This window comes from Acidovorax sp. FW305-C-20-28, assembly GCF_058783375.1.
Map to the genome: position 1 here is coordinate 626215 of NZ_JBYSYM010000001.1, position 24287 is coordinate 650501.

General features: G+C 68.4%; 24 protein-coding genes. 15 read left to right on the forward strand and 9 right to left on the reverse strand.

Features of this window, described 5'->3' with window-relative positions:
- The first annotated feature begins 65 nt into the window (after positions 1 to 65).
- The 7 genes from AC3WOH_RS02925 to AC3WOH_RS02955 all read left to right on the forward strand — a co-directional run bounded on the left by AC3WOH_RS02925 (position 66) and on the right by AC3WOH_RS02955 (position 6196).
- Positions 66 to 1064, forward strand: a complete 999-nt coding sequence (locus AC3WOH_RS02925) for a Bug family tripartite tricarboxylate transporter substrate binding protein (protein WP_492227899.1) — start codon at positions 66 to 68, stop codon at positions 1062 to 1064.
- Positions 1065 to 1087: 23 nt separating this feature from the next.
- A complete protein-coding gene (locus AC3WOH_RS02930; protein WP_492227900.1) occupies positions 1088 to 2011 on the forward strand; it encodes an amidohydrolase family protein in 924 nt (307 codons plus the stop codon).
- 4 nt (positions 2012 to 2015) lie between these two features.
- Complete coding sequence (gene ligA / locus AC3WOH_RS02935) at positions 2016 to 2456, forward strand: protocatechuate 4,5-dioxygenase subunit alpha (RefSeq protein ID WP_492227901.1); 441 nt, start codon at positions 2016 to 2018, stop codon at positions 2454 to 2456.
- A gap of 2 nt (positions 2457 to 2458) precedes the next feature.
- A complete protein-coding gene (locus tag AC3WOH_RS02940; protein ID WP_492227902.1) occupies positions 2459 to 3325 on the forward strand; it encodes a class III extradiol dioxygenase subunit beta in 867 nt (288 codons plus the stop codon).
- A 1-nt stretch (position 3326) separates the two neighbouring features.
- On the forward strand, positions 3327 to 4295 hold the full coding sequence (locus AC3WOH_RS02945) for a Gfo/Idh/MocA family oxidoreductase (protein WP_492227903.1): 969 nt from the start codon (positions 3327 to 3329) through the stop codon (positions 4293 to 4295).
- Positions 4296 to 4518: 223 nt separating this feature from the next.
- Complete coding sequence (locus AC3WOH_RS02950; protein ID WP_492227904.1) at positions 4519 to 5130, forward strand: YdeI/OmpD-associated family protein; 612 nt, start codon at positions 4519 to 4521, stop codon at positions 5128 to 5130.
- A gap of 58 nt (positions 5131 to 5188) precedes the next feature.
- The gene (locus AC3WOH_RS02955) at positions 5189 to 6196 is read left to right on the forward strand and encodes an aldo/keto reductase (RefSeq protein WP_492227905.1); all 1008 of its coding nucleotides are present in this window, start codon (positions 5189 to 5191) and stop codon (positions 6194 to 6196) included.
- A 39-nt stretch (positions 6197 to 6235) separates the two neighbouring features.
- Here the strand turns inward: AC3WOH_RS02955 and AC3WOH_RS02960 are convergent, their stop codons facing one another.
- The 4 genes from AC3WOH_RS02960 to AC3WOH_RS02975 form a co-directional block, all read right to left on the reverse strand.
- Positions 6236 to 6616, reverse strand: a complete 381-nt coding sequence (locus AC3WOH_RS02960) for a DUF4398 domain-containing protein (RefSeq protein ID WP_492227906.1) — start codon at positions 6614 to 6616, stop codon at positions 6236 to 6238.
- A 344-nt stretch (positions 6617 to 6960) separates the two neighbouring features.
- Positions 6961 to 7902: an OmpA family protein gene (locus AC3WOH_RS02965; protein WP_492227907.1), complete on the reverse strand. Its 942-nt coding sequence runs from the start codon at positions 7900 to 7902 to the stop codon at positions 6961 to 6963.
- A gap of 66 nt (positions 7903 to 7968) precedes the next feature.
- Complete coding sequence (locus tag AC3WOH_RS02970) at positions 7969 to 8358, reverse strand: DUF4398 domain-containing protein (RefSeq protein WP_492227908.1); 390 nt, start codon at positions 8356 to 8358, stop codon at positions 7969 to 7971.
- Positions 8359 to 8593: 235 nt separating this feature from the next.
- Positions 8594 to 9625 (reverse strand): LacI family DNA-binding transcriptional regulator, encoded by a 1032-nt coding sequence (locus AC3WOH_RS02975; protein WP_492227909.1) that lies wholly within the window; start codon positions 9623 to 9625, stop codon positions 8594 to 8596.
- A 117-nt stretch (positions 9626 to 9742) separates the two neighbouring features.
- Here AC3WOH_RS02975 and AC3WOH_RS02980 point away from each other — a divergent pair, with 117 nt between their 5' ends.
- The 6 genes from AC3WOH_RS02980 (at position 9743) to AC3WOH_RS03005 (ending at position 16963) form a co-directional block, all read left to right on the forward strand.
- Complete coding sequence (locus tag AC3WOH_RS02980) at positions 9743 to 10552, forward strand: SDR family NAD(P)-dependent oxidoreductase (RefSeq protein ID WP_492227910.1); 810 nt, start codon at positions 9743 to 9745, stop codon at positions 10550 to 10552.
- A gap of 136 nt (positions 10553 to 10688) precedes the next feature.
- The gene (locus tag AC3WOH_RS02985; protein ID WP_492227911.1) at positions 10689 to 11726 is read left to right on the forward strand and encodes a TRAP transporter substrate-binding protein; all 1038 of its coding nucleotides are present in this window, start codon (positions 10689 to 10691) and stop codon (positions 11724 to 11726) included.
- Positions 11726 to 13594, forward strand: coding sequence for a TRAP transporter large permease (locus AC3WOH_RS02990; RefSeq protein WP_492227912.1), 1869 nt, complete (start codon positions 11726 to 11728; stop codon positions 13592 to 13594). The genes AC3WOH_RS02985 and AC3WOH_RS02990 overlap by 1 nt, the downstream gene beginning before the upstream one ends.
- A gap of 218 nt (positions 13595 to 13812) precedes the next feature.
- The gene (locus AC3WOH_RS02995) at positions 13813 to 14364 is read left to right on the forward strand and encodes a VOC family protein (RefSeq protein WP_145693758.1); all 552 of its coding nucleotides are present in this window, start codon (positions 13813 to 13815) and stop codon (positions 14362 to 14364) included.
- A 3-nt stretch (positions 14365 to 14367) separates the two neighbouring features.
- On the forward strand, positions 14368 to 15654 hold the full coding sequence (locus AC3WOH_RS03000) for a ribulose-bisphosphate carboxylase large subunit family protein (RefSeq protein WP_492227913.1): 1287 nt from the start codon (positions 14368 to 14370) through the stop codon (positions 15652 to 15654).
- A 7-nt stretch (positions 15655 to 15661) separates the two neighbouring features.
- Positions 15662 to 16963: a four-carbon acid sugar kinase family protein gene (locus AC3WOH_RS03005; RefSeq protein WP_492227914.1), complete on the forward strand. Its 1302-nt coding sequence runs from the start codon at positions 15662 to 15664 to the stop codon at positions 16961 to 16963.
- A gap of 93 nt (positions 16964 to 17056) precedes the next feature.
- Here the strand turns inward: AC3WOH_RS03005 and AC3WOH_RS03010 are convergent, their stop codons facing one another.
- The 4 genes from AC3WOH_RS03010 to tkt all read right to left on the reverse strand — a co-directional run bounded on the left by AC3WOH_RS03010 (position 17057) and on the right by tkt (position 21919).
- On the reverse strand, positions 17057 to 17755 hold the full coding sequence (locus AC3WOH_RS03010; protein ID WP_492227915.1) for a hypothetical protein: 699 nt from the start codon (positions 17753 to 17755) through the stop codon (positions 17057 to 17059).
- A gap of 220 nt (positions 17756 to 17975) precedes the next feature.
- Complete coding sequence (gene gap, locus AC3WOH_RS03015) at positions 17976 to 18974, reverse strand: type I glyceraldehyde-3-phosphate dehydrogenase (protein WP_492227916.1); 999 nt, start codon at positions 18972 to 18974, stop codon at positions 17976 to 17978.
- 29 nt (positions 18975 to 19003) lie between these two features.
- A complete protein-coding gene (locus AC3WOH_RS03020; RefSeq protein WP_492227917.1) occupies positions 19004 to 19711 on the reverse strand; it encodes a hypothetical protein in 708 nt (235 codons plus the stop codon).
- Between the two features lie 150 nt (positions 19712 to 19861).
- Positions 19862 to 21919 carry a transketolase gene (gene tkt, locus AC3WOH_RS03025; protein WP_492227918.1) on the reverse strand — a complete coding sequence of 686 codons (2058 nt, stop codon included), beginning with the start codon at positions 21917 to 21919 and terminating at the stop codon, positions 19862 to 19864.
- 134 nt (positions 21920 to 22053) lie between these two features.
- Here tkt and AC3WOH_RS03030 point away from each other — a divergent pair, with 134 nt between their 5' ends.
- Positions 22054 to 22443, forward strand: a complete 390-nt coding sequence (locus AC3WOH_RS03030) for an S-adenosylmethionine decarboxylase family protein (RefSeq protein ID WP_492227919.1) — start codon at positions 22054 to 22056, stop codon at positions 22441 to 22443.
- Entirely contained in the window at positions 22440 to 23198 is a 759-nt protein-coding gene (locus AC3WOH_RS03035; protein ID WP_492227920.1) for a nucleotidyltransferase family protein, read from the forward strand. Before AC3WOH_RS03030 ends, AC3WOH_RS03035 begins: the two co-directional genes overlap by 4 nt.
- A gap of 224 nt (positions 23199 to 23422) precedes the next feature.
- Here the strand turns inward: AC3WOH_RS03035 and AC3WOH_RS03040 are convergent, their stop codons facing one another.
- Positions 23423 to 24247: a hypothetical protein gene (locus AC3WOH_RS03040; RefSeq protein ID WP_492227921.1), complete on the reverse strand. Its 825-nt coding sequence runs from the start codon at positions 24245 to 24247 to the stop codon at positions 23423 to 23425.
- Positions 24248 to 24287: the final 40 nt, after the last annotated feature.

Sequence of the window (24287 nt, forward strand, 5' to 3'; positions counted from 1 at the left end):
CTGCACGGCAGGCGGTGATCTGCCGCCGCGTGCGGCGCGTTCCAACCATTTTCTTGAGACACACCATGAGCCTTCTTTCTTCCTCCTTCTCCCGCCGCGCTGCCCTGGCCCTGGGTGTGGCCGCAGCGGCCGGCCTGGCGCCCCAGCACGCTGCCGCCCAGCAGTTCCCGACCAAGGCCGTGCGCATCATCACGCCCTTCCCGGTCGGTGGTGGCCCGGACGGCGTGGCCCGCATCGTGGCCGAGAAGCTCGGCCGCATCTGGAACCAGCCCGTGGTGGTGGAGAACCGTCCCGGCGGCAATGGCTTCATCGCCATCGATGCCTTCAAGCGCGGCGCCAAGGACGGGCATGACCTGATCGTGCTGGACAACGTGCACCTGGCCGCCTACCCCAGCCTCTTCAAGAAGCTGCCCTACGACGTTGCCAAGGACTTCGATACCCTGCTGCCACTGTTCAAGACCCATTTCTTCTTCACCGTGGGCACGGGCAGCAAGTACAAGACCGTGGGCGACATCGTGGCCGACGCCAAGGCCCGCCCGGGCAAGCTGAACTACGGCTCCTGGTCGGTGGGCAACCCGGTGCACCTGGGCTCCGAACTGTTCGAGTCGGCCACCGGCACGCAGATGGAGCATGTGATCTTCAAGGAGACCACGCAGCTGTACACCTCGGTCGCCACGGGCGACATCGACTTCGCGCTGGGCAGCGCTGCCACGGCGGGCCCGCTGTACCGCGCCGGCAAGCTGCGCCTCTTGGCCTTCGCCAGCCCCCAGCGCTCGGCCGAATTCCCCGATGTGCCCACCGTGGCCGAAGCCGGTGGCCCCAAGGACTTCGCCGTCACGGGCTGGAACGCCATTGCCGTGCCGCCTGGCCTGCCCGCTGCCGTCACCGACAAGATCAAGCGCGACATCGAGCAAGCCCTGACCGGTGCCGATGTGGCCGAGAAGTTCAAGACCTTCGGCTACGAGCAGTTCCCCACCACGCGTCCCCAGTTTGCGCAGTTCGTCAAGGACGAGAGCCAGCGCTTCGGCGAGGTGATCAAGAAGGCCAACGTCTCGCTGGACTGAGGCTGCAGGCAAGGAGCACGCACATGAGTGAATTCACCAAGACCCCCGGCTGGCTCGACTGGTACGCCGGCCCGAGCAAGCCCCGCTTCCAGGTGCCTGAGGGCGCCGTGGACGCGCACTGCCACGTGTTCGGCCCGGGCGCCGAGTTCCCCTACGCACCCGAGCGCAAGTACACGCCCTGCGATGCGAGCAAGGCGCAGCTCTATGCGCTGCGCGACCACCTGGGCTTTGCGCGCAACGTGGTGGTGCAGGCCACCTGCCACGGTGCGGACAACCGCGCCATGGTCGATGCGCTGGTCCATTCGGGTGGCAAGGCGCGCGGCGTGGCCACGGTGCGCCGCTCGGTCACCGATGAGGAACTGCAGGCCATGCACGACGCTGGCGTGCGCGGCGTGCGTTTCAACTTCGTGAAGCGCCTGGTGGACTTCACGCCCAAGGACGAGCTGATGGAGATCGCCGCGCGCATCCACAAGCTCGGCTGGCATGTGGTGATCTACTTCGAAGCGGTGGACCTGCCCGAGCTGTGGGACTTCTTCACCGCCCTGCCCACCACCGTGGTGGTGGACCACATGGGCCGCCCCGACGTGACCAAGCCCGTCGATGGCCCCGAGTTCGAGTTGTTCCTCAAGTTCATGCGCGAGCACCCCAACGTGTGGAGCAAGGTCAGCTGCCCCGAGCGGCTGAGCGTGGCCGGCCCCAAGGCGCTGGACGGCGAGCAGGCCGCCTACCGCGATGTGGTGCCCTTTGCGCGCCGCGTGGTCGAGGAGTTTCCCGAGCGCGTGCTCTGGGGCACCGACTGGCCGCACCCCAACCTCAAGGACCACATGCCCGACGATGGCTTGCTGGTGGACTTCATCCCGCACATTGCGACGACGCCCGAGCTGCAGCGCCAATTGCTGGTGGACAATCCCATGCGGCTGTATTGGCCGGAAGAAGCAAAAGGCTGACGCCATGTCCCTCGACAAACCCTACCTGGACGTGCCCGGCACGACCATCTTCGACGCGGAGCAAAGCCGCAAGGGCTACTGGCTCAACCAGTTCTGCATGAGCCTCATGAAGGCCGAGAACCGCGCCCGCTTCAAGGCGGACGAGCGCGCCTACCTTGACGGTTGGGCGATGACCGAAGAGCAGAAACAGGCCGTGCTCGCGCGCGACCTCAACTGGTGCATCCGCTTGGGCGGCAACATCTACTTCCTGGCCAAGATCGGTGCGACCGATGGCCGGAGCTTCCAGCAGATGGCCGGCAGCATGACCGGTATGACCGAGGACGAATACCGCGCCATGATGATCGCAGGCGGCCGGTCGGCCGAAGGCAACCGCGTCATTGGCGAAGACGGCGATGCCCAGGCGCACCGCCAGCCGCAGGGCGCTGCGGGAAAGAAAGGAACCTGAGCATGGCGCGCATCACCGCCTCCGTCTTCACCTCGCACGTGCCGGCCATCGGCGCGGCGCTCGACCTGGGCAAGACCCAGGAGGACTACTGGAAGCCGCTGTTCGCGGGCTACGACTTCTCCAAGCAGTGGATGAAGGACAACAAGCCCGACGTCGTCTTCCTGGTCTACAACGACCATGCCACGGCCTTCAGCCTGGAGATGATCCCGACGTTTGCCATCGGCACGGCGGCCGAGTACCTGCCGGCCGACGAGGGCTGGGGACCGCGCCCTGTGCCCAAGGTCATCGGCCACCCCGATCTCGCTTCGCACATCGCGCAGTCGGTGATCCAGCAGGACTTCGACCTCACCATCGTCAACCGCATGGACGTGGACCACGGCCTCACGGTACCGCTGTCGCTGATGTGCGGCCAGCCCGACCCGGTAGCCGGCGCCTGGCCCTGCCCGGTGATTCCGTTCGCGGTCAACGTGGTGCAGTACCCTGTGCCCAGCGGCCGGCGCTGCTACAACCTGGGCCAGGCGATCCGCAAGGCCGTGGAGAGCTATGACGAAGACCTCAACGTGCACATCTGGGGCACGGGCGGCATGAGCCACCAGCTGCAGGGCCCGCGCGCGGGACTGATCAACAAGGACTTCGACAACGACTTCCTCGACAAGCTCATCAGCGACCCCGAGGCCGCCGCCAGCATCCCGCACATCGACTACGTGCGCGAGGCGGGCAGCGAGGGCATCGAGCTCGTGATGTGGCTCATCGCGCGCGGTGCCATGGCCGACGTGGCCGGCGGCAAGCCGCCCAAGGTCGCGCACCGCTTCTACCACGTGCCCGCATCCAACACGGCCGTGGGCCACCTGATCCTGGAGAACTCCTGACATGACTGCGAACAACAAGACCATCAAGGTCGCCCTGGCGGGTGCCGGCGCCTTCGGCATCAAGCACCTGGACGGCATCCAAAACATCGACGGCGTCGAGGTCGTGTCGCTGATCAGCCGCGACCTGGACAAGACCAAGGAAGTCGCCGCCAAGTACGGCATCGGCCACGTCACCACCGACCTGGCCGACAGCCTGGCCCTGCCCGAGGTGGACGCCGTGATCCTGTGCACGCCCACGCAGATGCATGCCGAGCAGAGCATCGCCTGCATGAAGGCAGGCAAGCATGTGCAGGTCGAGATCCCGCTGGCCGATAGCTTGAAGGGTGCGCAGGAGGTCGTGGCGCTGCAAAAGGAAACCGGCCTGGTCGCCATGTGCGGCCACACGCGCCGCTTCAACCCCAGCCACCAGTACGTGCACAAGAAGATCCAGGCGGGCGAGTTCAACATCCAGCAGATGGACGTGCAGACCTACTTCTTTCGCCGCACCAACATGAATGCGCTGGGCCAGCCGCGCAGCTGGACCGACCACCTGCTGTGGCACCACGCCGCCCACACCGTGGACCTGTTCGCCTACCAGGCGGGCAGCCCCATCGTGAAGGCCAACGCCGTGCAGGGCCCCATCCACCCCACGCTGGGCATCGCCATGGACATGAGCATCCAGCTCAAGGCCGCCAATGGCGCCATCTGCACGCTGTCGCTGTCGTTCAACAACGATGGCCCGCTGGGTACCTTCTTCCGCTACATCGGCGACACGGGTACCTACATCGCGCGCTACGACGACCTGGTCAACGGCAAGGAAGAAAAGATCGACGTGAGCCAGGTGGACGTGTCGATGAACGGCATCGAGCTGCAGGACCGCGAGTTCTTCGCCGCCATCCGCGAGGGCCGCGAGCCCAATTCCAGCGTGGCCCAGGTGCTGGCCTGCTACCAGGTGCTGCACGACCTGGAGCAGCAGCTCAACGCAGGCTGAGCCGCGACCACCACCAGCGAGCCTGGCTGCCCCATCGGCCCATGCCATGCACATGGCGCGGGCCACGGGCTGCCTCCTGCCTTGCCTGCGGCAATGCCTGCCCGTGCAGGGCGCCGCCTGGGCCGAGATGGGCAGGGACGTGGTGGCAGCCCACCTGGCCTGGGCCCCGTGCAGTCTGCGAGCGCTGTGCGCGGCGGTGGATGTCGAGGACAATGCCCTTGCCATGCCCACCCCCACCTTCTTCGCCACGCAGGCAGCCTTCCGCCGGTGGCTGCAGGCCCATGCTGCAAGCTCCTCGGAGCTGCTCGTGGGCTTTCACAAGGTCGGCTCGGGCCGGCCCTGCATGACCTGGTCCGAATCGGTGGACGAGGCGCTGTGCTTTGGCTGGATCGACGGGGTGCGCCGGCGGCTGGACGAGTACAGCTACTGCATCCGCTTCACGCCGCGCAAGCCGTCGTCCATCTGGAGCGCGGTGAACATCGCCAAGATGGGGCCGCTGCAGGCGGCGGGGCGCATGACCCAGGCCGGGCTGGATGCGTTTGCGCACCGCAGGGCCGACAAATCCGCCATCTATTCGCATGAGCAGTCTACGGTGGCGGAGTTGCCGGCGCCGCAACTGCGCGAATTCAAACGGCACAAGAAGGCGTGGCAGTTCTTCGAGGCCACGCCACCGGGCTACCGCAAGACCATGCTGCACTGGCTGGCATCCGCCAAGCGGCCCGAGACGAAAGCAGCGCGGTTCGCCCAACTGCTCGCCGCCTGTGCGGCGGGAGAGCGTGTGGACCTGTGGGCCAGGCGGCCTGCTGCGGTGGGGCGCAGCGTGGACACGCCGTAGCTTCCGCCACAAGCCCGACCCCCTCGGGGGGTTGCCGTGCATGCCGTAAGCTCCCGGCATGCAACAAAGAACCCTTGGACCTTTCACCGTCTCGGCCATCGGCCTGGGCTGCATGAACCTCTCGCACGCCTACGGTGCACCCGTCTCTGCCGAGCAGGGTGAGCGTGTGCTGCTGGCCGCGCTGGACGCGGGCGTGACCCTGTTCGACACCGCCACCCTCTACGGCTTCGGCGCCAACGAAACCCTGGTGGGCCGTGTGATGAAGCAGCACCGCAACCGCTTCACCCTGGCCAGCAAGTGCGGCATGCAGGGCGTGGACCTGGCCGGCGACGGCAAGCTGGTGCGCGTGATCGACGGGCGCCCCACCACCTTGCGCCAGACCTGCGAGGACAGCCTGCGCCGCCTGCAGACCGACGTGATCGACCTGTACTACCTGCACCGCTGGGACAAGCAGGTGCCGATCGAGGACAGCGTGGGCGCGCTCGCCGACCTGGTGCGTGCGGGCAAGATCCGCAGCATCGGCCTGTCCGAGGTGTCGGCCGCCACGCTGCGCCGCGCGCATGCGGTGCACCCCATCGCCGCGGTGCAGACGGAATATTCGCTGTGGACGCGCAATCCCGAGATCGCGGTACTCGATGCCTGCCGCGAGCTGGGCGTGGCCTTCGTGGCCTTCAGCCCGGTGGCGCGCGGCTACCTGTGCGGCGGGCTGACCGATGTCTCCACCCTGGACGCCAAGGACATCCGCCGCGCCATGCCGCGCTTTGCGCCCGAGGCCTATGCCGCCAACCTGGCGCTGCTGGAGGGGTACTTTGCGATTGCGCGCCAGGTGGGTTGCACTCCTGCGCAACTGGCGCTCGCCTGGCTGCTGCACCAGGGCGAGCACATCATCCCCATCCCGGGGACGACCAGTGTGGAACACCTGCACGACGACCTGGGGGCGGCCGGCGTGCGGCTGGACGCGGCCACCCTGGTCGCTCTCGACGAAGCCATCAACCAGCACAACGTTGTCGGTCCCCGCTACAGCGCGCAAAGCGCGAGCGAGGTGGATACCGAAACGTTTGTTTGAAGCAGCGGGATGCCCTGCACCATGGCAGGGCGTGCCGCATCAGCGGCGCGAGGGGGTCTCGGTGTGCAGGCTGATCTGGTCGGTGCCGGAACTGGCGGTGCGGATGTTGGCGGCCAGCATGCGCGTGCGTGCGGCGCTGGTGGCGGCCTCCGCCTGCAGGGCGGCCATGTAGGCGATGTGGTTGGTTTCGGCCTCGTCGTGGGTCTTGCTCCAGATGCCGTTGGCCGTGGCCAGGGCATCGGTGGCCTTCTTGAGTTCCACCGCCGCATGCCGCATGACGGTGGGGTCGGCGCTGGCCGTGCCGACGGCGGCGCGGGCGCGCTCCAGGGCCATGGAGGGTGCGGTGGCGCAGGCGGACAGAAACCCTGCGGCCATCGCGCTGATGGCGAGAACGGTGGTGCTGCGAAGCATGGGATGCATGGTGGCTGTTTCCTTCAAGACGCTGGTGGGCGTGGTCTGCATCGGCTCCATATGTAACAAATGCATATGACCCGCCCGTGGCAGAAATTGAACAGCAAAACCTGTGCCGCCCCGCATGGGGCTTACCCTTGTGGGATATTCCTGTTACCAGCCGTGGACCCTGCACCATTCCAAGGCGCCCCAGGAAGCGCGCGGATGTTACAAGTGGGTGGCCGCTTACTTAGACTGGAACACCTTTTTCGACCCAGGGCCCGGCGCATGGCGGGCGCGCAAAAAAAGACCGCGCGGCGGGGCGGCGCGGTCTTTCTTGGGGGGCCGGGCGCTGGGCCGCCCTGCCACAGGCTTCAGCGCCCCTTGAGGTTGCCCTTGTCGTCGGCGATCACGATCTCCACGCGCCGGTTCATGGCGCGCCCTTCGGGCGAGGCGTTGTCGGCCACCGGGTAGACCTTGCCATAGCCGCGTGCCGTGATGCGGCCGGCGTCCACGCCGCGGGCCACCAGCGCATCCCGCACGGCGGCGGCGCGGCGTGACGACAGGTCCAGGTTGTAGGTATCCGAGCCCACGCTGTCGGTGTAGCCCTCGATCAGCAGCCTGCGCTCGGGAAACTGCTGCAGGAAGCTGGCCAGCTTGTCCAGGCGCGGTGCGGCCTGGGGCGACAGCTCGGCCTTGTTGAAGGCGAACAGCACGTCGCCCAGGGTCACGATCAGGCCGCGCTCGGTCTGCAGGGCTTCCATCTCGCGCAACTGCGCTTCGAGCATGCGCACCCGGTCCTGTGCGGCGCTGGCCTGGGCCAGCGCCGCATTGGCCTGTGCCTGCTGCTGGGCCGCGCGCTGCTCGGCGCTCAGGGCCTGGGCCTGGGCGATCTGCGCGTTGCGGGCCTGGGCGTCGGCGCGCAGGCGGGCCTCGTCGGCCTCGCGGGTGCGCGCTTCGAGGCGGATGCGGTCGGCCTCGGCACTCGCGCTCTGCAGGTTGGCATCCAGCATGCGGGCGCGGGCTGCATTGGCCGCGATCTGGGCGCGTTGGGACGCCAGGTAGGCCATGTGGTTGGTTTCGGCCTCGTCGTGCTTGTCGGCCCAGTGGCGGTCGGCGCGCAGCAGTGCATCGTGGGCCTCCTTGAGCTCCAGCGGGGCGTACTGGCCCACGATGGGGTCGGCGCCCACGCGGCTCACGTTGGCGCGGGCCTGCTCCAGGGCGGCAGAGGGGCCGGTGGTCGCGCAGGCGGCCAGCAAACCGGCGGCCAGCAGGCTGGTGGCGAGGGCGGAGGTGCGGCGAAGAATGGGGTGCATGGTCGTTGTTCCTTCGGTATTCGGTGGAGGGCGGGGCGCGTCGGCGGCAGGCAAGCAAGGCGCCGATCAGCGGGCCGGCGCCAAGGCGCGGCGGTTGATCTCTTCCTGCAGCGCGCGGATGCCGTCCTGCACCTGGGCCAGGTTGCCGGCGTTGCGTTCGGCGTCGGCCCGGGTTTCGGCCACGCGGGCATCGACCTCGGCCTCGGCCGCGAGGCGGCGCGCAGCCGTGTAGTCCTCGGCGCCCATGGCCTTCTCGGCCGCCATGAGCTTGTCGCGGGCGCGCTGCAACTCGATGGGCGCAGTGGCCGTCACGTTGGGGGCTGCAGACACCCGGGTGAGCGTGGTGCGGCTCACGGCCATCTGCTCGGTGGGGGCTGGCGGCTTGGAGGCACAGGCGGTCAATGCGGCCAGGGCCAGCGCGGAAATGGCGATGCGAAGTGCGGAGGATGGATGCATGGCTGGGGGCTCCTTGGGAGGAAAGGGACCGGGAGGCCTGAGAGGGGCATGGCGGGGGCAGGCAGGCCTGCCGGGGCTCGGTCCCGGAACGGTGCGGGTTGAGATGCATTGTTCGCGGCCCCGCCCGCGGGCCGCGTAGTCCCCGCCACAGTTCGCCTGTGGGCACGGTCTTACATCGTTTTACGTGTGCGCGATGGATCGCACTGGGCGCGATCCCGGCCCGTTCGCCACATCGCTACGGCAGGTTTTCGCGGAACACGACCTGGCTGCGCGTGGTCTCCACGCCCGAGAGCGCGGGCCGCCCGTCGCGCAGGTTGGCGAAGATGCGCACGCAGCTGGTGATGGTGCTCAGGGGGTTCTGCGTGATCACGGCGTCCATGCTGCCGTCGATCAGCTGGGCGCGCGTGTCGGGCGTGAGGCCGTGGCCAATGAACACCACCTTGTGCTGCATGCCGCCTTCCTGCAGCGCGCGGGCGATGCCGTCCGAAGCGCCACCGATGTTGTAGATGCCGGCCAGGTCGGGGTGGCGCTCCAGCAGGGTGCGCGTCTGGCGATAGTTCTTTTCTGAATCATCGAGCCCCTCGCGCAGGCCGACCACGGTGAGCTGCGGGAACAGCTCTTCGAGCACGTGCAGGAAGCCGGCCTCGCGCTCCTGGTGCGCCGCGTAGCGCAGGCTGCCGGCTACCAGCGCCACCTTGGCCTCGCGCGCGCCGATGAAGCGGCCGATCAGGTAGCCCGCCGTGCGGCCTGCGGCCCGGTTGTCCAGGCCAACATAGCCCACGCGCTGCGAGTTGCCCAGGTCCGAGATCACGGTGACCACGGGCACGCCGCGTTCGGCCAGCGTGGCCACGGCCTCGCGCACCTGGGGGTGCTCCAGCGCCATCATCACCAGGCCGTCATAGCGCTTGCCGTGGTGCAGCAGCGCCTGCGCAAGCGCTTCGGGGTTGAAGCTGTCCACCGTCTCGGCACGGCACTTCACATGGAAGGGCGCCCAGTGCTCCTGCGAGTAGCTGACCATGTCGCCCAGCATGGTCAGGAAGCGGCTGGTGTTGCGTGGCAGCAGGAACATCACGCGCAGCGGGGCGGGCGCCAGGGTCGCGGCCAGGCCATCGGCAGGCAGGTAGCCCAGTTCGCCCGCGGCCTGCACCACGCGCTGCGCCGTGGCCTGGCGCACGCCGCCGCGCCGGTTGAGCACCCGGTCCACCGTGGCCGTGGAGACGCCCGCCAGCGCGGCGACTTCGGCTACGCCGGGCAGGGCGCGGTTCATGCGGGCCCTCCGAATCCATCAAAAACCATCATGTTTGGCGATTGGTCCATCACGGGTCCGAGGCTATCGTAAGAGCCTGCCGCATGCCAGAGGGCGCGGCCCAGACAAGGACGAATGATGGAGACAAGCAACAACGACAAGCGGCTCGCGGGCCGCGTGGCCCTGGTGTTCGGTGCCGGGTCGGACGGGGACGGCTGGGGCAATGGCAAGGCTGCGGCCGCGGCGTATGCGCGGGCTGGGGCCCGGGTCGTCGCCGTGGACCGCGATGGCGCCGCGGCCGGGGTGACATGCGAGACCATCCGGGGCGAGGGCAACGAGGCCATCGCCGTCACGGCCGATGTCACCCAATGGGCCCAGGTGCAGGCCGCCGTGCAGGCCGCCACCGATGCCTACGGCCGCATCGACATCCTGCACAACAATGTCGGCATCACCTCGCAGGGCGGGCCGGTGGAGACCACCGAGGACACCTGGGACCGGGTCATGGCGGTCAACGTCAAGAGCATGTTCCTCACCTGCAAGGCCGTGCTGCCGTTGATGCAGGCCCAGCAGTCGGGTGCCATCGTCAACATCGGCGCGCTCGGCGGCGTGCGCTGGACCGGCTATGCCTACTGCGCCTATGCGGCCTCCAAGGGAGCGGTGAACTCCTTCACCCAGAGCGTGGCGCTGCAGTACGCGGGGCAGGGCATCCGCGCCAACTGCATACTGCCGGGCGTGATGGACACGCCGCACATCTACCGCCAGATCTCGGGCTTCTACGCCAGCCACGAGGAGATGGTGGCCGCCCGCCACAAGCTCTCGCCCACGGGGCGCATGGGTGATGGCTGGGATGTGGCCAACGCTGCGGTGTTCCTGGCCTCCGACGAGGCCCGCTACATCAACGGCGTGGAGCTGCTGGTCGATGGCGGCATGCATGCGCGCTGCAACTGAGCGTGGCCTGCAGATCCATCAAAACCCATCAGATTGCCGATTTGCTCCAGGCGTGGACCGCGGATAAGGTCTGCCCCTGAACAAGGCCCGCCTGCGGGGCGCCGATTCCAACGATTACAGACAGGAGACAAAGACCATGGCCCATTCCTCGAACCTTCCCTCGCGCCGCAGCCTGCTGCGCGGCCTGTGCGCACTGCCTGCCGCATCCGTCGCCGGTGCCTGGCCCGGGCTGGCCAGCGCCGCCGCGCCCGAATACAGCTTCAAGTTCGGCAACAACCTGCCCGTGTCGCACCCGCTCAACGTGCGCGCCAATGAGGCGGCCGCCCGCATCCTGGCCGAGAGCAAGGGCCGGCTGGAGCTCAAGGTGTTCCCCAACAACCAGCTCGGCGGCGACACCGACATGCTCTCGCAGGTGCGCAGCGGCGGCCTGGAGATCTTCAACGCCGGCACCATGGTGATCGCCACGCTCGCGCCCATCAGCGCCATCACGGCTGTGGGCTTTGCCTTCGCCGACTACGACCAGGTCTGGAAGACGGTGGACGGCAAGCTCGGCGACAGCATCCGCGCGGCCTTTGCCAAGGTCGGCCTGCACACCTTCCCGCGCATGTGGGACAACGGTTTCCGCCAGGTGACCACCAGCACCAAGGCAGTGAGCAGCGCGGCTGACCTGGGCGGCATGAAGATCCGCGTGCCCGTGAGTCCCATGGGCATCTCCATGTTCAAGGCCCTGTCGGCCTCGCCGGCCAGCCTGCAGTTCAGCGAGGTCTACTCGGCCCTGCAGACCAAGGTGGTCGATGCACAGGAGAACCCGCTGGCCATCGTACAGACCGCCAAGCTCTACGAGGTGCAGAAGTTCTGCTCGGTCACCAACCACAGCTGGGATGGCTACCACATGGTCGTCAACGGCCGTGCCTGGCGCGGCCTGCCGGACGACCTCAAGCTCATCCTGGGCCGGGCCTTCGACGAGGCTGGTGTGCAGCAACGCGCCGACCTGGCCAAGCTCAACGAGACGCTGCGCAGCGACCTCACCGCCAAGGGCATGGCCTTCAACGATGCCAGCCCCCAGAGCTTCCGCGACCAGCTGCGCAAGGCGGGCTACTACTCCGAATGGAAGGGCAAGTTCGGCGACGAGGCCTGGGCGCTGCTCGAAGCCTCCGTCGGCAAGGTGTCCTGATGCTGGCCACTGCCCTGCCCGGGTCCGCGCCCACGGGCTGGCGGGCCGCGCTCGACCCTCTGGACCGCGGCATCGGCCTGGTGGTAGAGTCGGTGGCTGCGCTGCTGGTGCTGGTGGAGATCGTGCTGCTGTTCTGCGGCGTGGTGTCGCGCTACGTCTTCCATGCGCCGCTGGTCTGGTCGGACGAACTGGCCTCAATCCTGTTCCTGTGGCTGTCCATGCTGGGTGCCGTGGTGGCCCTGCGCCGCGGCGAGCACATGCGCATGACGGCCTTCGTGGGCAAGGTGCCACCCGCCGCGCGCGCCTACCTGGAGGCGCTGGCCATGGCCGCCTCCTTCGCCTTCCTGCTGCTCATCCTGCACCATGCCTACGAGTACGCGGCCGAAGAGGCCGTGATCGTCACGCCCGCGCTGGAGATCAGCAACGCCTGGCGCGCCTCGGCCCTGCCCACCGGCATGGCGCTGATGCTGCTGGTGTGCGCCCTGCGCATGCTGCGCGAGGGCGGCCTGGCCGTGATGCCGGCCGCCACTGCCACGGTGGGTGCGCTGGTGCTTGCCTTCTGGCTCGCGCAGCCGGTGTTCGCACCGCTGGGCAAGCTCAACCTGGTGATCTTCTTCGTGGTGGTGGTGGCGGTCTGTGTGTTCGCGGGCGTGCCGATTGCTTTCTCGTTCGCGCTGGCCACCTTCGGCTACCTGGCGCTCACCACGCGGGCGCCCATGCTGGTGCTGGTGGGCCGGCTCGATGAAGGCATGTCGCACCTCATGCTGCTGGCCGTGCCGCTGTTCATCTTCCTCGGTGCGCTGATCGAGATGACCGGCATGGCGCGCGCCATGATCCAGTTCCTGGCCAGCCTGCTGGGCCATGTGCGCGGCGGCCTGTCGTATGTGCTGATCGGCGCCATGTACCTGGTCTCGGGCATATCGGGCTCCAAGATCGCCGACATGGCGGCCATTGCGCCCGTGCTCTTCCCCGAGATGCAAAAGCGCGGCGCCAAGCCCGGTGACCTGGTGGCCCTGCTCTCGGCCACCGGCGCGCAGACCGAGACCATCCCGCCCTCCATCGTGTTGATCACCATCGGCTCGGTCACGGGCGTGTCCATCGCAGCGCTGTTCACGGGCGGCATGCTGCCGGCCGTGGTGGTGGGCGCCTGCCTGTGCGCCGTGGTCTGGTGGCGCTACCGGCGCGAAGACCTGTCGCAGGTGCAGCGCTTCGGCCGCGCGCAGATCCTGCGCTTTCTGCTCACGGCGCTGCCGGCCATTGCCCTGCCCTTCGTGATCCGCGCGGCCGTGGTCGAAGGCGTGGCCACCGCGACCGAGGTCTCCACCATCGGCATCGCCTACGCCGTGCTGGTGGGCCTGTTCATCCACCGCCAGTTCGACTGGCGCCGGCTGCGGCCCATGCTCATCGAGACCGCCTCGCTCACGGGTGCCATCATCTTCATCGTGGGCTGCGCCACGGCCATGGCCTGGGGACTCACGCAGTCGGGCTTCTCACACGACCTGGCCCAGGTGATGAAGCAGCTGCCCGGCGGTGCCTGGGGCTTCATGGCCGTGTCCATCATCGCCTTCGTGGTGCTGGGCAGCGTGCTCGAAGGCATCCCGGCCATCGTGCTCTTCGGGCCGCTGCTGTTCCCCATCGCCAAGGCCGTGGGTATCCATGAGGTGCACTACGCCATGGTCGTGATCTTCGCCATGGGCATCGGCCTGTTCGCACCGCCCTTCGGCGTGGGCTACTACGGCGCCTGCGCAATCAGCAAGGTGCACCCCAACGAAGGCCTGCGCCACATCGGCGGCTATGTCATGGCGCTGTTCGTGGGCCTGGTCATCGTGGCCGCGATCCCCTGGTTCTCCACCGGGTTTCTGAAATGAAGCACCCCCCCTGAGTCGCTTCGCGCCTTCCCCCTGCAGGGGGACGCCGCCCCTGCGGCGGGGCGGCCCTTGCACGGCGGCACTGGCCTGCGCAGCGCCAGTCGTGCAGGTTGCGGGTGGCGTTCAGCGCGACAGGTGGTCAACCAATTGCATCCTTTTCACAGTCCAGCTGCGTGCAGCGCCGGGCTCCCTCCATCCCTTTCTGAAAGCAGCAAACCATGAGCCGATTCTTTGGTGAAATCCGCCAGGTGGCCTACCTCGTGCCCGACATCGAGGCCGCCATGGACTACTGGGCCAACGTGCTGGGCGTGGGCCCCTGGTACTACAACCCGCGCGTGCCGATCCAGAACTACACCTACCGTGGCGAGCGCCACGAGCCCCACAACTCGGTGGCCCTGGCCAATGCGGGCGGCGTGCAGATCGAGCTCTTGCAGACGCGCAACGATGTGCCCTCCATGTACCGCGACTTCCAGCAGGCCGGCCATGTGGGCGGCCAGCATGTGGCGTATTGGACCGAGGACTTCGACGCCGACCTGGCGCGCGCCGAGGCCGCGGGCTTCAAGGTCTGCATGAGCGGCGAGGTGGGCGTGAACGGCCGCTTCGTCTACTTCGAGGACGGCAAGCACCCCGGCCTGCACCCGGGCGCGCTGATCGAGCTGTCCGAGGTGGCAGGGCCCAAGGGCCGGCTGTTCACGCTGATCCGCGAGGCCGCCAAGGACTGGGACGGCAAGGACCCGGTGCGCCCCTTCCCCGACCTCAACACCCTCTGAGCCATGGACGCCGAGAATTTCGAAGCCCGCTACCTGATCGAGACGCCGCTGGACCCGGCCCATGTGGCCGAGGTGCTGGCGGGTGAGCAGTCCTGCGGCACCTTCACGCGCGTGGAGGGTGAGACCGACGCGCTGCGCGAGCGTGCCCGCGCCACCGTGGAATCCATCGAGGAGCTCGAATCCATGCCGTCGCCCAGCCTGCCCAACGGCTGGCTGGAGCGCCGCGCGGCGGCCGGCAAGCCGCTGGCCGGCCCCTTCCGCCGGGCACGGCTCAGGGTGCGCTTTCCGGTGGCCAACGTGGGCGCCAACCTGCCCACGCTCGCGGCCACGGTGTCGGGCAACCTGTTCGATCTGGGCGAGGTCACGGGGCTGCGCCTGGAATCGCTGCACCTGCTGGCAGCCTACCGCCAGCGCTTCGACATGCCGCGCCAGGGCATCGCGGGCACGCGCGCGCTCACGGGCGTGCAGGGTCGGCCGCTCATCGGCACCATCGTCAAGCCCAATGTGGGCCTGTCGGCCGAGGAGACGGGTGCCCTGGCCGCGCGGCTGTGCGCGGCGGGCGTGGACTTCATCAAGGACGACGAGGTCTGTGCCGACCCCGCGCATGCCCCGCTGCGCGAGCGCGTGCAGGCCGTGATGCGCGCCGTGCGCGCACACCAGGACCGCACGGGCAAGCATGTCATGGTGGCCTTCAACATCACGGACGAGACCGACGCCATGCGCCGCCACGCCGACCTGGTGCAGGCCGAGGGCGGCAGCTGCGTGATGGCCAGCCTCAACTGGTGCGGCTACTCGGCCGTGCAGACCCTGCGCCGCCACACGCCGCTGGCCCTGCACGGCCACCGCAACGGCTACGGCGCGCTGTCGCGGCACCCGCTGCTGGGTTTTTCGTTCCAGGCCTGGCAGGCCCTGTGGCGCCTGGCCGGCGTGGACCACATGCACGTGCACGGCCTGCAAGGCAAGTTCTCGCAGACCGACGACGAGGTGGTCGAGTCGGCCCACGATACGCTGGCACCGCTCGTGCCGGGGCTCGACGACGCCGTGCTGCCCGCCGTCTCCAACGGCCAGTGGGCCGGCACCGTGCCGCTGACCTGGGAGCGCCTGCGCAGCACCGACCTGTTGTTCATGTCGGGTGGTGGCATCCTCGCCCACCCCGATGGTCCTGCGGCCGGCGTGGCCAGCATCCAGCAGGCCTGGGAGGCGGTGGCAGCGGGCACGCCGCTCGACCACTTCGCCCGGCATGCGCCCGAGCTGCAGCGCGCGCTCGGCTTCTTCGGTTCCAAGGCCTGAGTACACCATGATGGCTGCATCCACTGCCCGCCTGGGCTGGTATGGCGACGATTTCACCGGGGCCACCGACACCCTGGCCACGGCGGCCCGGGTCGGCCTGCGCGCCCTGCTGTTCATGGGCGTGCCCACCGCTGCGCAGCTGGAGCGCGCAGGGCCGCTCGACGCCATTGGTATCGCCGGCGCAGCGCGCGCCATGGCGCCCGAGGCCATGCGCGCGGAGCTGGAGCCCGTGGGCCGCTTCTTCGCGCAGATGCGCGTGCCCGTGCTGCACTACAAGGTCTGCTCCACCTTCGACAGCGCGCCGCACGTGGGCAGCATCGGCGTGGCCGTGCAGGTGCTGCGCCCGCATGTGGAAAACCGTTTCGTGCCCATCGTCGGCGGGCAGCCCAGCCTGGGCCGCTACTGCGTCTTCGGCCATCTGTTCGCGCGCGCCGGCGGTGCGCCGGCCGTGCACCGCATCGACCGGCACCCGACCATGAGCCGACACCCTGTCACTCCCATGCAGGAAAGCGACCTGCGCCTGCACCTGGCCCAGCAGGGGTTGCCGCCGGTGGCGGGCATGGACTATCCCACCTATGCCCAGCCGCTCGCCGGGCAGGAGGCGGCACTCGACGCCCTGCTGGCGGGGCAGCCGGCTGGCGTGCTGATGGACGCCAGCCGGCCGGAAGACCTGCAGGCGGTGGGGCGGCTCGTGTGGCGCCGGGCCCAGCAGGCGCGCCTGTTGGCCGTGGGGCCGAGCAGTGTGGTGCAGGCGCTGGCGACCCAGTGGGCCCCTGCGGACCCATCGGCGGCGCAAGGCCTGCCCGCTGCGCAGGGACCGGTCTTCGTGCTGGCCGGCAGTCTCTCACCGGTCACCGCACAGCAGGTGCGCGCGGCGACCTCGTACGTGCAGGTGCCCATCGATGTGGCCGCTTTGGTCGCAGGCGGCGAGGCCGCAGCGCAGACCGTGGCCGGGCGCCTGGCCTCCTTGTTGCGCGCAGGTCGCAGCGTGCTTGCCGTGACGGCGGGCAGTGCGACCGGCGGTGCCACGGCACACGCGGTGGCGCAGGCCGGCGGCCGGCTGTTGGCCCAGGTGCTGGCGCAGGTGCCGCTCAAGCGCATCGGCATTGCGGGGGGGGACACCTCCAGCCTGGCGGTGCAGGCACTCGACGCCTGGGGCCTGTCCTACCGGGCCTCGCTCGCGCCTGGCGTGGCGCTGTGCCGGTTGCACAGCGAGCATCCGGCACTCGATGGCCTGGAAATCATGCTCAAGGGGGGGCAGATGGGGGCGGATGGGCTTTTCGAGTGGCTGTTGCACGGCAGCGCCTGAGGTCGCCGCCGTCCTGAAGAAGAAAGAAGGCCGGCCGCCCTTGCGGGCCGCCGGCCTGGCGCGGTTGTCAAAGGGCGTGCCTGGTTCGCGGGATCACGGGCACTGGGCCGACTGCGCAAAAGTCGAGAGGTAACCCAGGCGCTGCACCGCAGGCGTTGCATTGGGCTGGTAGAGGTACACGCTGGGCTGGTCGGCGGTCTGCGCGGCCGCATCGGCCCCCAGGCAGAGCGCGCCGTTGGCGTAGCAGCGCAGATAGAACGGCGAGGCGGTGATGGTCGCCGTAGGACTCGTCAGGATGGAGCGGAAGGAGTTTTCGGCCCAGTCCAGCACGCAGTCGGTGGGTTGGGCCAGGCCCGTGCCCATCACGGTACGCGTCACCGTGGTTCCTCCGCGGACAGGAAAGACCAGGCGTGCCAGGCGAGAGCCCGGCTGCTTGGGAGAAAAGATCACCAGGGTAGAGCAGCCCTGGCCTGGCTGCAGCGTGGCGTTGCTGCAGCCGTCCGAGCCGCCCGGGATGGTGAACTCGGCTGGTGCAATGGTCGGGCACCCGAGCGCGGCGCATGTGGCCAAGGCACCATCCACGCCGGCCGTGCCCAGTTGCACTGCGGCGCTGGAGCGGTTGAAGACCGAGAAATACTGGGTTGCAAACGTGGAGTTGAGCGCGGCCTTGCCGAAGGTGTGGTCCTGTGGCGGGTCGGAGATCAGCACATCCTGGGCATGCACCGAGGCAGCGGCCAGTGACAACAGGGCCCATGCGGCCAGCGACTTGCGGAAGAACAAGGGGAGGGTCATGGCAATTCCTTGGGAAATGTCGGGGAAAGTGCCAAGCGTGCCTTTGCGCTATGGCGGCGTCAAGTCGTTTGCCACGCGCACGCGTGCCATGGATCACGCCCGCCCCCCGCCATGGGAGGCGCCGGTGCGCAGGGAGGCCGTCTTTTCCCCGCATGCCCATGAAAAAAGGCCGGCACCCTTCGCGGGGTGCCGGCCTTGTTCGGGCTGGAGCGTGTCGGGCTTACTTGGCCACCACGCGCACCATTTCCAGGCACTTGTTCGAGTAGCCCCATTCGTTGTCGTACCAGCTCACGACCTTCACGAAGGTGCCGTCGAGGGCGATGCCGGCGTCGGCGTCGAAGATCGAGGTGCGGGTGTCGCCACGGAAGTCGGTGGCCACCACCTTGTCTTCCGTGTAGCCCAGCACGCCCTTGAGCGCGCCTTCGGACTGGGCCTTCATCTCGGCCTTGATCTCTTCATACGTAGCGGCCTTGTCCAGCTCCACCGTCAGGTCGACCACGGACACGTCGCTGGTGGGCACGCGGAAGGACATGCCGGTGAGCTTCTTGTTGAGCGAAGGGATCACCACGCCCACGGCCTTGGCAGCGCCGGTGCTCGAAGGGATGATGTTTTCCAGGATGCCGCGGCCGCCGCGCCAGTCCTTGTTGGAGGGGCCGTCCACCGTCTTTTGCGTGGCGGTGGCCGCGTGCACCGTGGTCATCAGGCCGCGCTTGATGCCCCACTTGTCGTGCAGCACCTTGGCCACGGGGGCCAGGCAGTTCGTGGTGCACGAGGCGTTGGAGATGATGGCTTCGCCCTTGTAGGTCGTGTGGTTCACGCCGTACACGAACATGGGGGTGTCGTCCTTGGAAGGGGCCGACAGGATGACCTTCTTGGCGCCAGCATCCAGGTGCTTCTGGGCCGTGACCTTGTCCAGGAACAGGCCCGTGGACTCGATCACCACGTCGGCACCGACCTCGTTCCACTTGAGGTTGGCGGGGTCGCGCTCTTGCGTCAGGCGGATCTTCTTGCCATTGACGATCAGGGTGTTGCCGTCCACCGACACCTCGCCCTTGAAGCGGCCGTGCACCGAATCGTACTGCAGCATGTACGCCAGGTACTCGGGCTCCAGCAGGTCATTGATCGCAACGACTTCGATGTCGCTGAAATTCTGGATGGCGGAGCGCAGCACGTTGCGGCCGATGCGGCCGAAGCCGTTGATGCCAATCTTGATCGTCATTTCCAAGGTTCTCCAAAGTTGTCAAGGAATCAGGGTTGGCACTGCGCGGTCTGCGCGAATGCCGAAAGATAGCCCAGGCGTTGCATCGGGGGCGTGGACTGGGCCTGGTACAGGTACACGCTGGGTTGGTCGAAGGTGGGGACGGCAGTGTCGGCGCCCAGGCAGAGCGTGCCATTGGCATAGCAGCGCGCGTGGAAGGGCGACACGGTGGCCGTGCCCGTGGGCGTGGTCAGCAGCTGCGGGAAGCTTTTTTCGGCCCAGTCGAGCACGCAGTCCAGCGGCTGTGAGGTGCCTGTGCCGTTCACCATGCGTGTAGCGAGCGCTGCCCCGTCGCTGCCGCGGAAAATCAGCTGGGAGACACGTGCGCCGGGGGCGGAGGGAGAGAAACTCACCACGACCGTGCAGGACTGGCCGACATGCAGGTAGGTGCCTGGACAGCTGTCCGAACTCGCCAGTATCTTGAAATCTTCCTGTGCGACCACGGGGCAGCCGAGGCCTGCGCAGGTCATCACCGCCGCTCCACTGGAGATGACCGTGGCCACATACACCGGCATGCTGCTGCGGTTGGCCACCCGGAACTTCTGGGTGGCGGTCGTGGCATGGAGAGCGACTTTGCCGAAGTTGAAGTCCTCCGCAGGCTCGGTGACCAGCAACTGTGCCTGGGCCGACAGGCTGGCCAGCGACAACAGCAAGGCCACGGCGGCCAGGGATGGGCGGGGGAACAGGTTCGATGTCATGGGCGGCTCCTCAGGGGATTCAATGGAGCCGCCAAGCGTGACGGCCGCCCAGGGCGGCGTCAAGCACGCAAAAGCATGGCAACGTGCGGTAAGTCACGCGAAACCCCTGCTTGTTTGCACAATGTTACTTTCCCGTGGCGCCTGCCCTGGTCAGCGGCCGCCTTGCAGCACGGCCTGCACCGTGGTTGCGACGTTTTCTTCCGTGAAGCCGAAGTGCTTGAACAGCACCGGCGCCGGCGCCGACTCACCATAGGTGTCGATGCCCACGACGGCGGCGCAGCCGTACTTCCACCAGCCGTCGGTCACACCCATCTCCACCGCCACGCGGGGGATGCCGGCGGGCAGCACGGACTTCTTGTACTTGGCGTCTTCGCGGTCGAAGGTGGTGGTGCTGGGCATGGAGACCACGCGCACGGCGATCTTGCGGTCGGCCAGCAGGCGCTGGGCCTTGAGGGCCAGCTGCACTTCGGAGCCGGTGGCGATGATCACGGCTGCAGCCTTCTTGTTCAGACCCACGTCGGCAGGCTCGCTCAGCACATAGGCGCCGCGGGAGATGTCACCCAGGTCGCGCTTGGGCGCGTAAGGCAGGTTCTGGCGCGACAGGGCGAGCACGGTGGGCTTGTCCCGGTTGCTCAGGGCCACGCTCCAGGCCACGGCCGTTTCGGCCGTATCGGCGGGGCGCCACACATCCAGGTTGGGGATGAGGCGCAGGCTGGCGACATGCTCGATCGACTGGTGCGTGGGGCCGTCTTCGCCCAGGCCGATGGAGTCGTGCGTGAACACGTGGATCACGCGCTGCTTCATCAGCGCGGCCATGCGGATGGCGTTGCGGCTGTAGTCGCTGAAGGTCAGGAAGGTGCCGCCGTAGGGGATGAAGCCGCCGTGCAGGGCAATGCCGTTCATGATGGCGGCCATGCCGAATTCGCGCACGCCGTAGTTGATGTGGCGGCCACCGATCTTCTGGCCCTCGGCCACTTCGGTCTGGACCACGTTGCCCTGCATGTCGAAGCGCAGGTTGGGCGTGCTCTTGGTGTTGGTGAGGTTGGAGCCGGTCAGGTCGGCGCTGCCGCCCAGCAGCTCGGGCAGGGCGGCGGTGAAGGCTTCCAGCGCCAGCTGGCTGGCCTTGCGGCTGGCCACGGTCTCACCCTTGGTGTGGGCGGCCACCACGGTGTCCACGGCGACCTGGGCGAAGTTGGCGGGCAATTGGCCCTGCATGCGGCGCGTCAGTTCAGCGGCCAGCTCGGGGAAGGCGGCGCTGTAGGCGGCAAAGCGCTCGTTCCAGGAGGCTTCGGCGGCCTGGCCCGTGTCCTTGGCGTTCCAGGCGCCGTACACGTCTTCGGGGATGCTGAAGGGCTCGTGGCTCCAGCCCAGGGCTTCGCGGGTCAGCGCGATTTCCTCGGCGCCCAGAGGCTCGCCGTGGGCCTTGGCGGTGTTGGCACGGTTCGGGCTGCCCTTGCCGATGTGCGTCTTGCAGACGATCAGGGTGGGGCGCTCGGTCTGCTTCTTGGCGTCGGCGATGGCGGCTGCCACCTTCTCGGCGTCGTGGCCGTCGATGGGGCCGATGACGTTCCAGCCGCTGGCCACGAAGCGCAGGGGCGTGTTGTCGGCGAACCAGGGGGCCACCTGGCCGTCGATGCTGATGCCGTTGTCGTCGTACAGGGCGATCAGCTTGTTGAGCTTCCAGGCGCCGGCCAGCGACACGGCTTCGTGGCTGATGCCTTCCATCAGGCAGCCGTCGCCCAGGAAGACGTAGGTGTTGTGGTCCACGACGGCATGGCCTTCGCGGTTGAACTCGGAGGCCAGCAGCTTCTCGGCCAGCGCGAAGCCCACGGCGTTGGTGATGCCCTGGCCCAGCGGGCCGGTGGTGGTTTCCACGCCGGGGGTGATGCCCACCTCGGGGTGGCCGGCGGTCTTGCTGTGCAGCTGGCGGAAGTTCTTGAGCTCGCCGATCGGCAGGTCATAGCCCGTGAGGTGCAGCAGCGCGTACAGCAGCATGGAGCCATGGCCATTGCTCAGCACGAAACGGTCGCGGTCGAACCACTGGGGGTTGGTCGGGTTGTGCTTGAGGTGGCGACCCCACAGGGCCACGGCCATGTCGGCCATGCCCATCGGGGCGCCGGGGTGGCCGGAGTTGGCTTGTTGAACGGCGTCCATGGCCAGCGCGCGGATCGCGTTTGCCATTGGTTGGTTGTGCAGGGTGTTGGCCATGGAAAGAGCGGCTCCGGGTGGGGGAGGTTCAGGGGAAACCCGCTATTTTACCGGTGAGCGCCTGGGAACGGTTTCCGCCCGTGCAAACACGGCTTTGTGTTCTGGTGACTGGGCGATGCACTACAGTGCGGCTGATGCAAGGACTGCACCTCACCGCCGACCTCCACGGCTGCCGCTGCGCCCCCGAATGGCTGCTCGATCCCGCGGCCCTGGGCCGCGCCTGCACGGACGCCGTGCGCACCGCGGGCCTGCAGCCCGTGGGCCAGCTGTTCCATGGCTTTCCGGCCACCGAGCAGGGGCCTGGCGGGGTCACGGCCACGGTGCTGCTCGCGGAGTCGCACCTGTGCGTGCACACCTGGCCCGAGCAGCGTGCCGTGACGCTGGATGTCTATGTCTGCAACTTCGGTGCCGACCATTCGGGCAAGGCGCGCGCGCTCATGGAGGCGCTGCTGGCCTTGTTCGAGCCGGCCCAGGTGCAGCGCCACGCGCTGCAACGTGGCGCCGTGGTGGAGGTGGCCGCATGAGCGCCGCCGCCCAGGTGCCGGCCCTGCTGCTCGCCGCCGGCCGGGGGGAGCGCATGCGGCCGCTGACCGACACCATGCCCAAGCCCCTCCTGCAGGTACAGGGCCAGCCCCTGCTGGTATGGCACCTGCAGGCGTTGGCCGAGGCCGGTGTGGGCGAGGTGGTGATCAATACCGCCTGGCTGGGCGAGCAGATCGAGGCCCACTGCGGCACCGGCTTTGGCACGCACCACTCGCGCCGCGGCAACCACCGGGTCGAAATCGCCTATTCCCGCGAAGGCCGCGACTTCGGCGGCGCGCTGGAGACGGCCGGGGGCATTGCCCGCGCGCTGCCGCTGGTGGAGTCCGATGTCTTCTGGCTCGCGGCCGGGGATGTGTACGTGCCCGATTTCGTGTTCGAGGCCCAGTCCGTGCAGGCCTTCAAGGCCAGCCGGCAACTGGCCCACCTGTGGCTGGTGCCCAACCCCGAGCACAACCCGCGCGGCGACTTCGGCTTGTCCCCCGAGGGGCTGGCGCTGAACCTGGCGGCCGACGATCCGGCCCCCCGCTACACCTACAGCACCATCGCGCTGCTGCACGCCGAGCTGTTCTTCAAGCCCTGGTGCGAGATCCCGGTGGGCAACCCGGGTGGCCTGAAGGCGCCGCTGGCGCCCCTGCTGCGCCGGGCCATGGACGCGGGCCGCGTGGGCGCTTCGCTCTACACGGGCCGCTGGACCGATGTGGGGACTCCCGAGCGCCTGGCTGAACTCAACCGATAGTGATCAGAACCCCCTGAGGCGCTGCGCGAGTCAGGAGGGGGACGCCCCCGGGGCACGCAAGCAAAGCGCCGCCTGCGCGACATGGCGGCCCTTGCACGGGGGCACTGGCCTTGGCCGCGTCAGTTTCATCCCGTGTCGGTGGTAGACAGCGCAGAAGAAGCCATCCTCCGGGTCCCATCGCAGCTTTAGCGCACTGGCCATGTCGCGCTGCGGTGCCGTGGCTGCTATTGGCTCGCTGCTGCCGCGGCCGCGTGGGCCGGTTGCACGGCAATGGCAGGGCCGTTCTCGCAGGCGCGCAGCAGCCATTCGCTGGGGCGAAAACGGGCTTCGGGCCCATCGGGTGCGGGCTTGCCCACCTCGGCCTGCACGTCGTAGGGAATGGGCGGTACCTGGTACAGCGCCATCTGTCCCTTGCGGCAGGCCAGTGCCGGCACCAGCTTGTGCTCCACCCAGCCCTGGGTGGTGCTGTCGAAGCGGTAGACGGGGCCCAGGGTCTGGTCCTGCGCCAGCTCCAGGCGCAGCGGCGTGGTCTGCAGCGCGCTGACCCAGGCGCCTGCGATCTGCACGGGTTGGGCAAAGCGCACCGACTCCAGCCCGTGCAGCGCGACCGGCTTGCCCGGCTCGCCCTTGTCGAAGGGGTCGTTGCGGTTGACCAGGCTGCCTGCGGGGACCAGCAGCTCGCCGTACTGGAAATCCGCGGGCAGCACGAAGCGCTCCCTGCTGGCGCGCACCACGGCGCCGTCCTGCCGCGCCTGCGCGGCGCGCACGGACAGGAACCAGTTCAGCAGGATCAGTCCATGGCACAGCAAGGCCACGGCGCACAGCACCTGCAGGCCGCGCCGGGTGAGCATCCATTTCTGCGGGATGTCCACGAAGCGGACATAGGCGGCATACACCAGCAAGGCCCCGGTCAGTGCCAGCCCCAGCACGGGGAGCACCAGCGTGAAAATGGAATTCAGCAGGGATGCGAGCAGGTTGAGCATGGTGCCCAAGTCTGCCACGCCCGTGGCCAGGGCGGCCGGGCCGGCGGGAGCCTGCGTGGCGCACACGCCACGTGGCCTGGCGCCGAGCCCGCCCAGACCGGGCTAT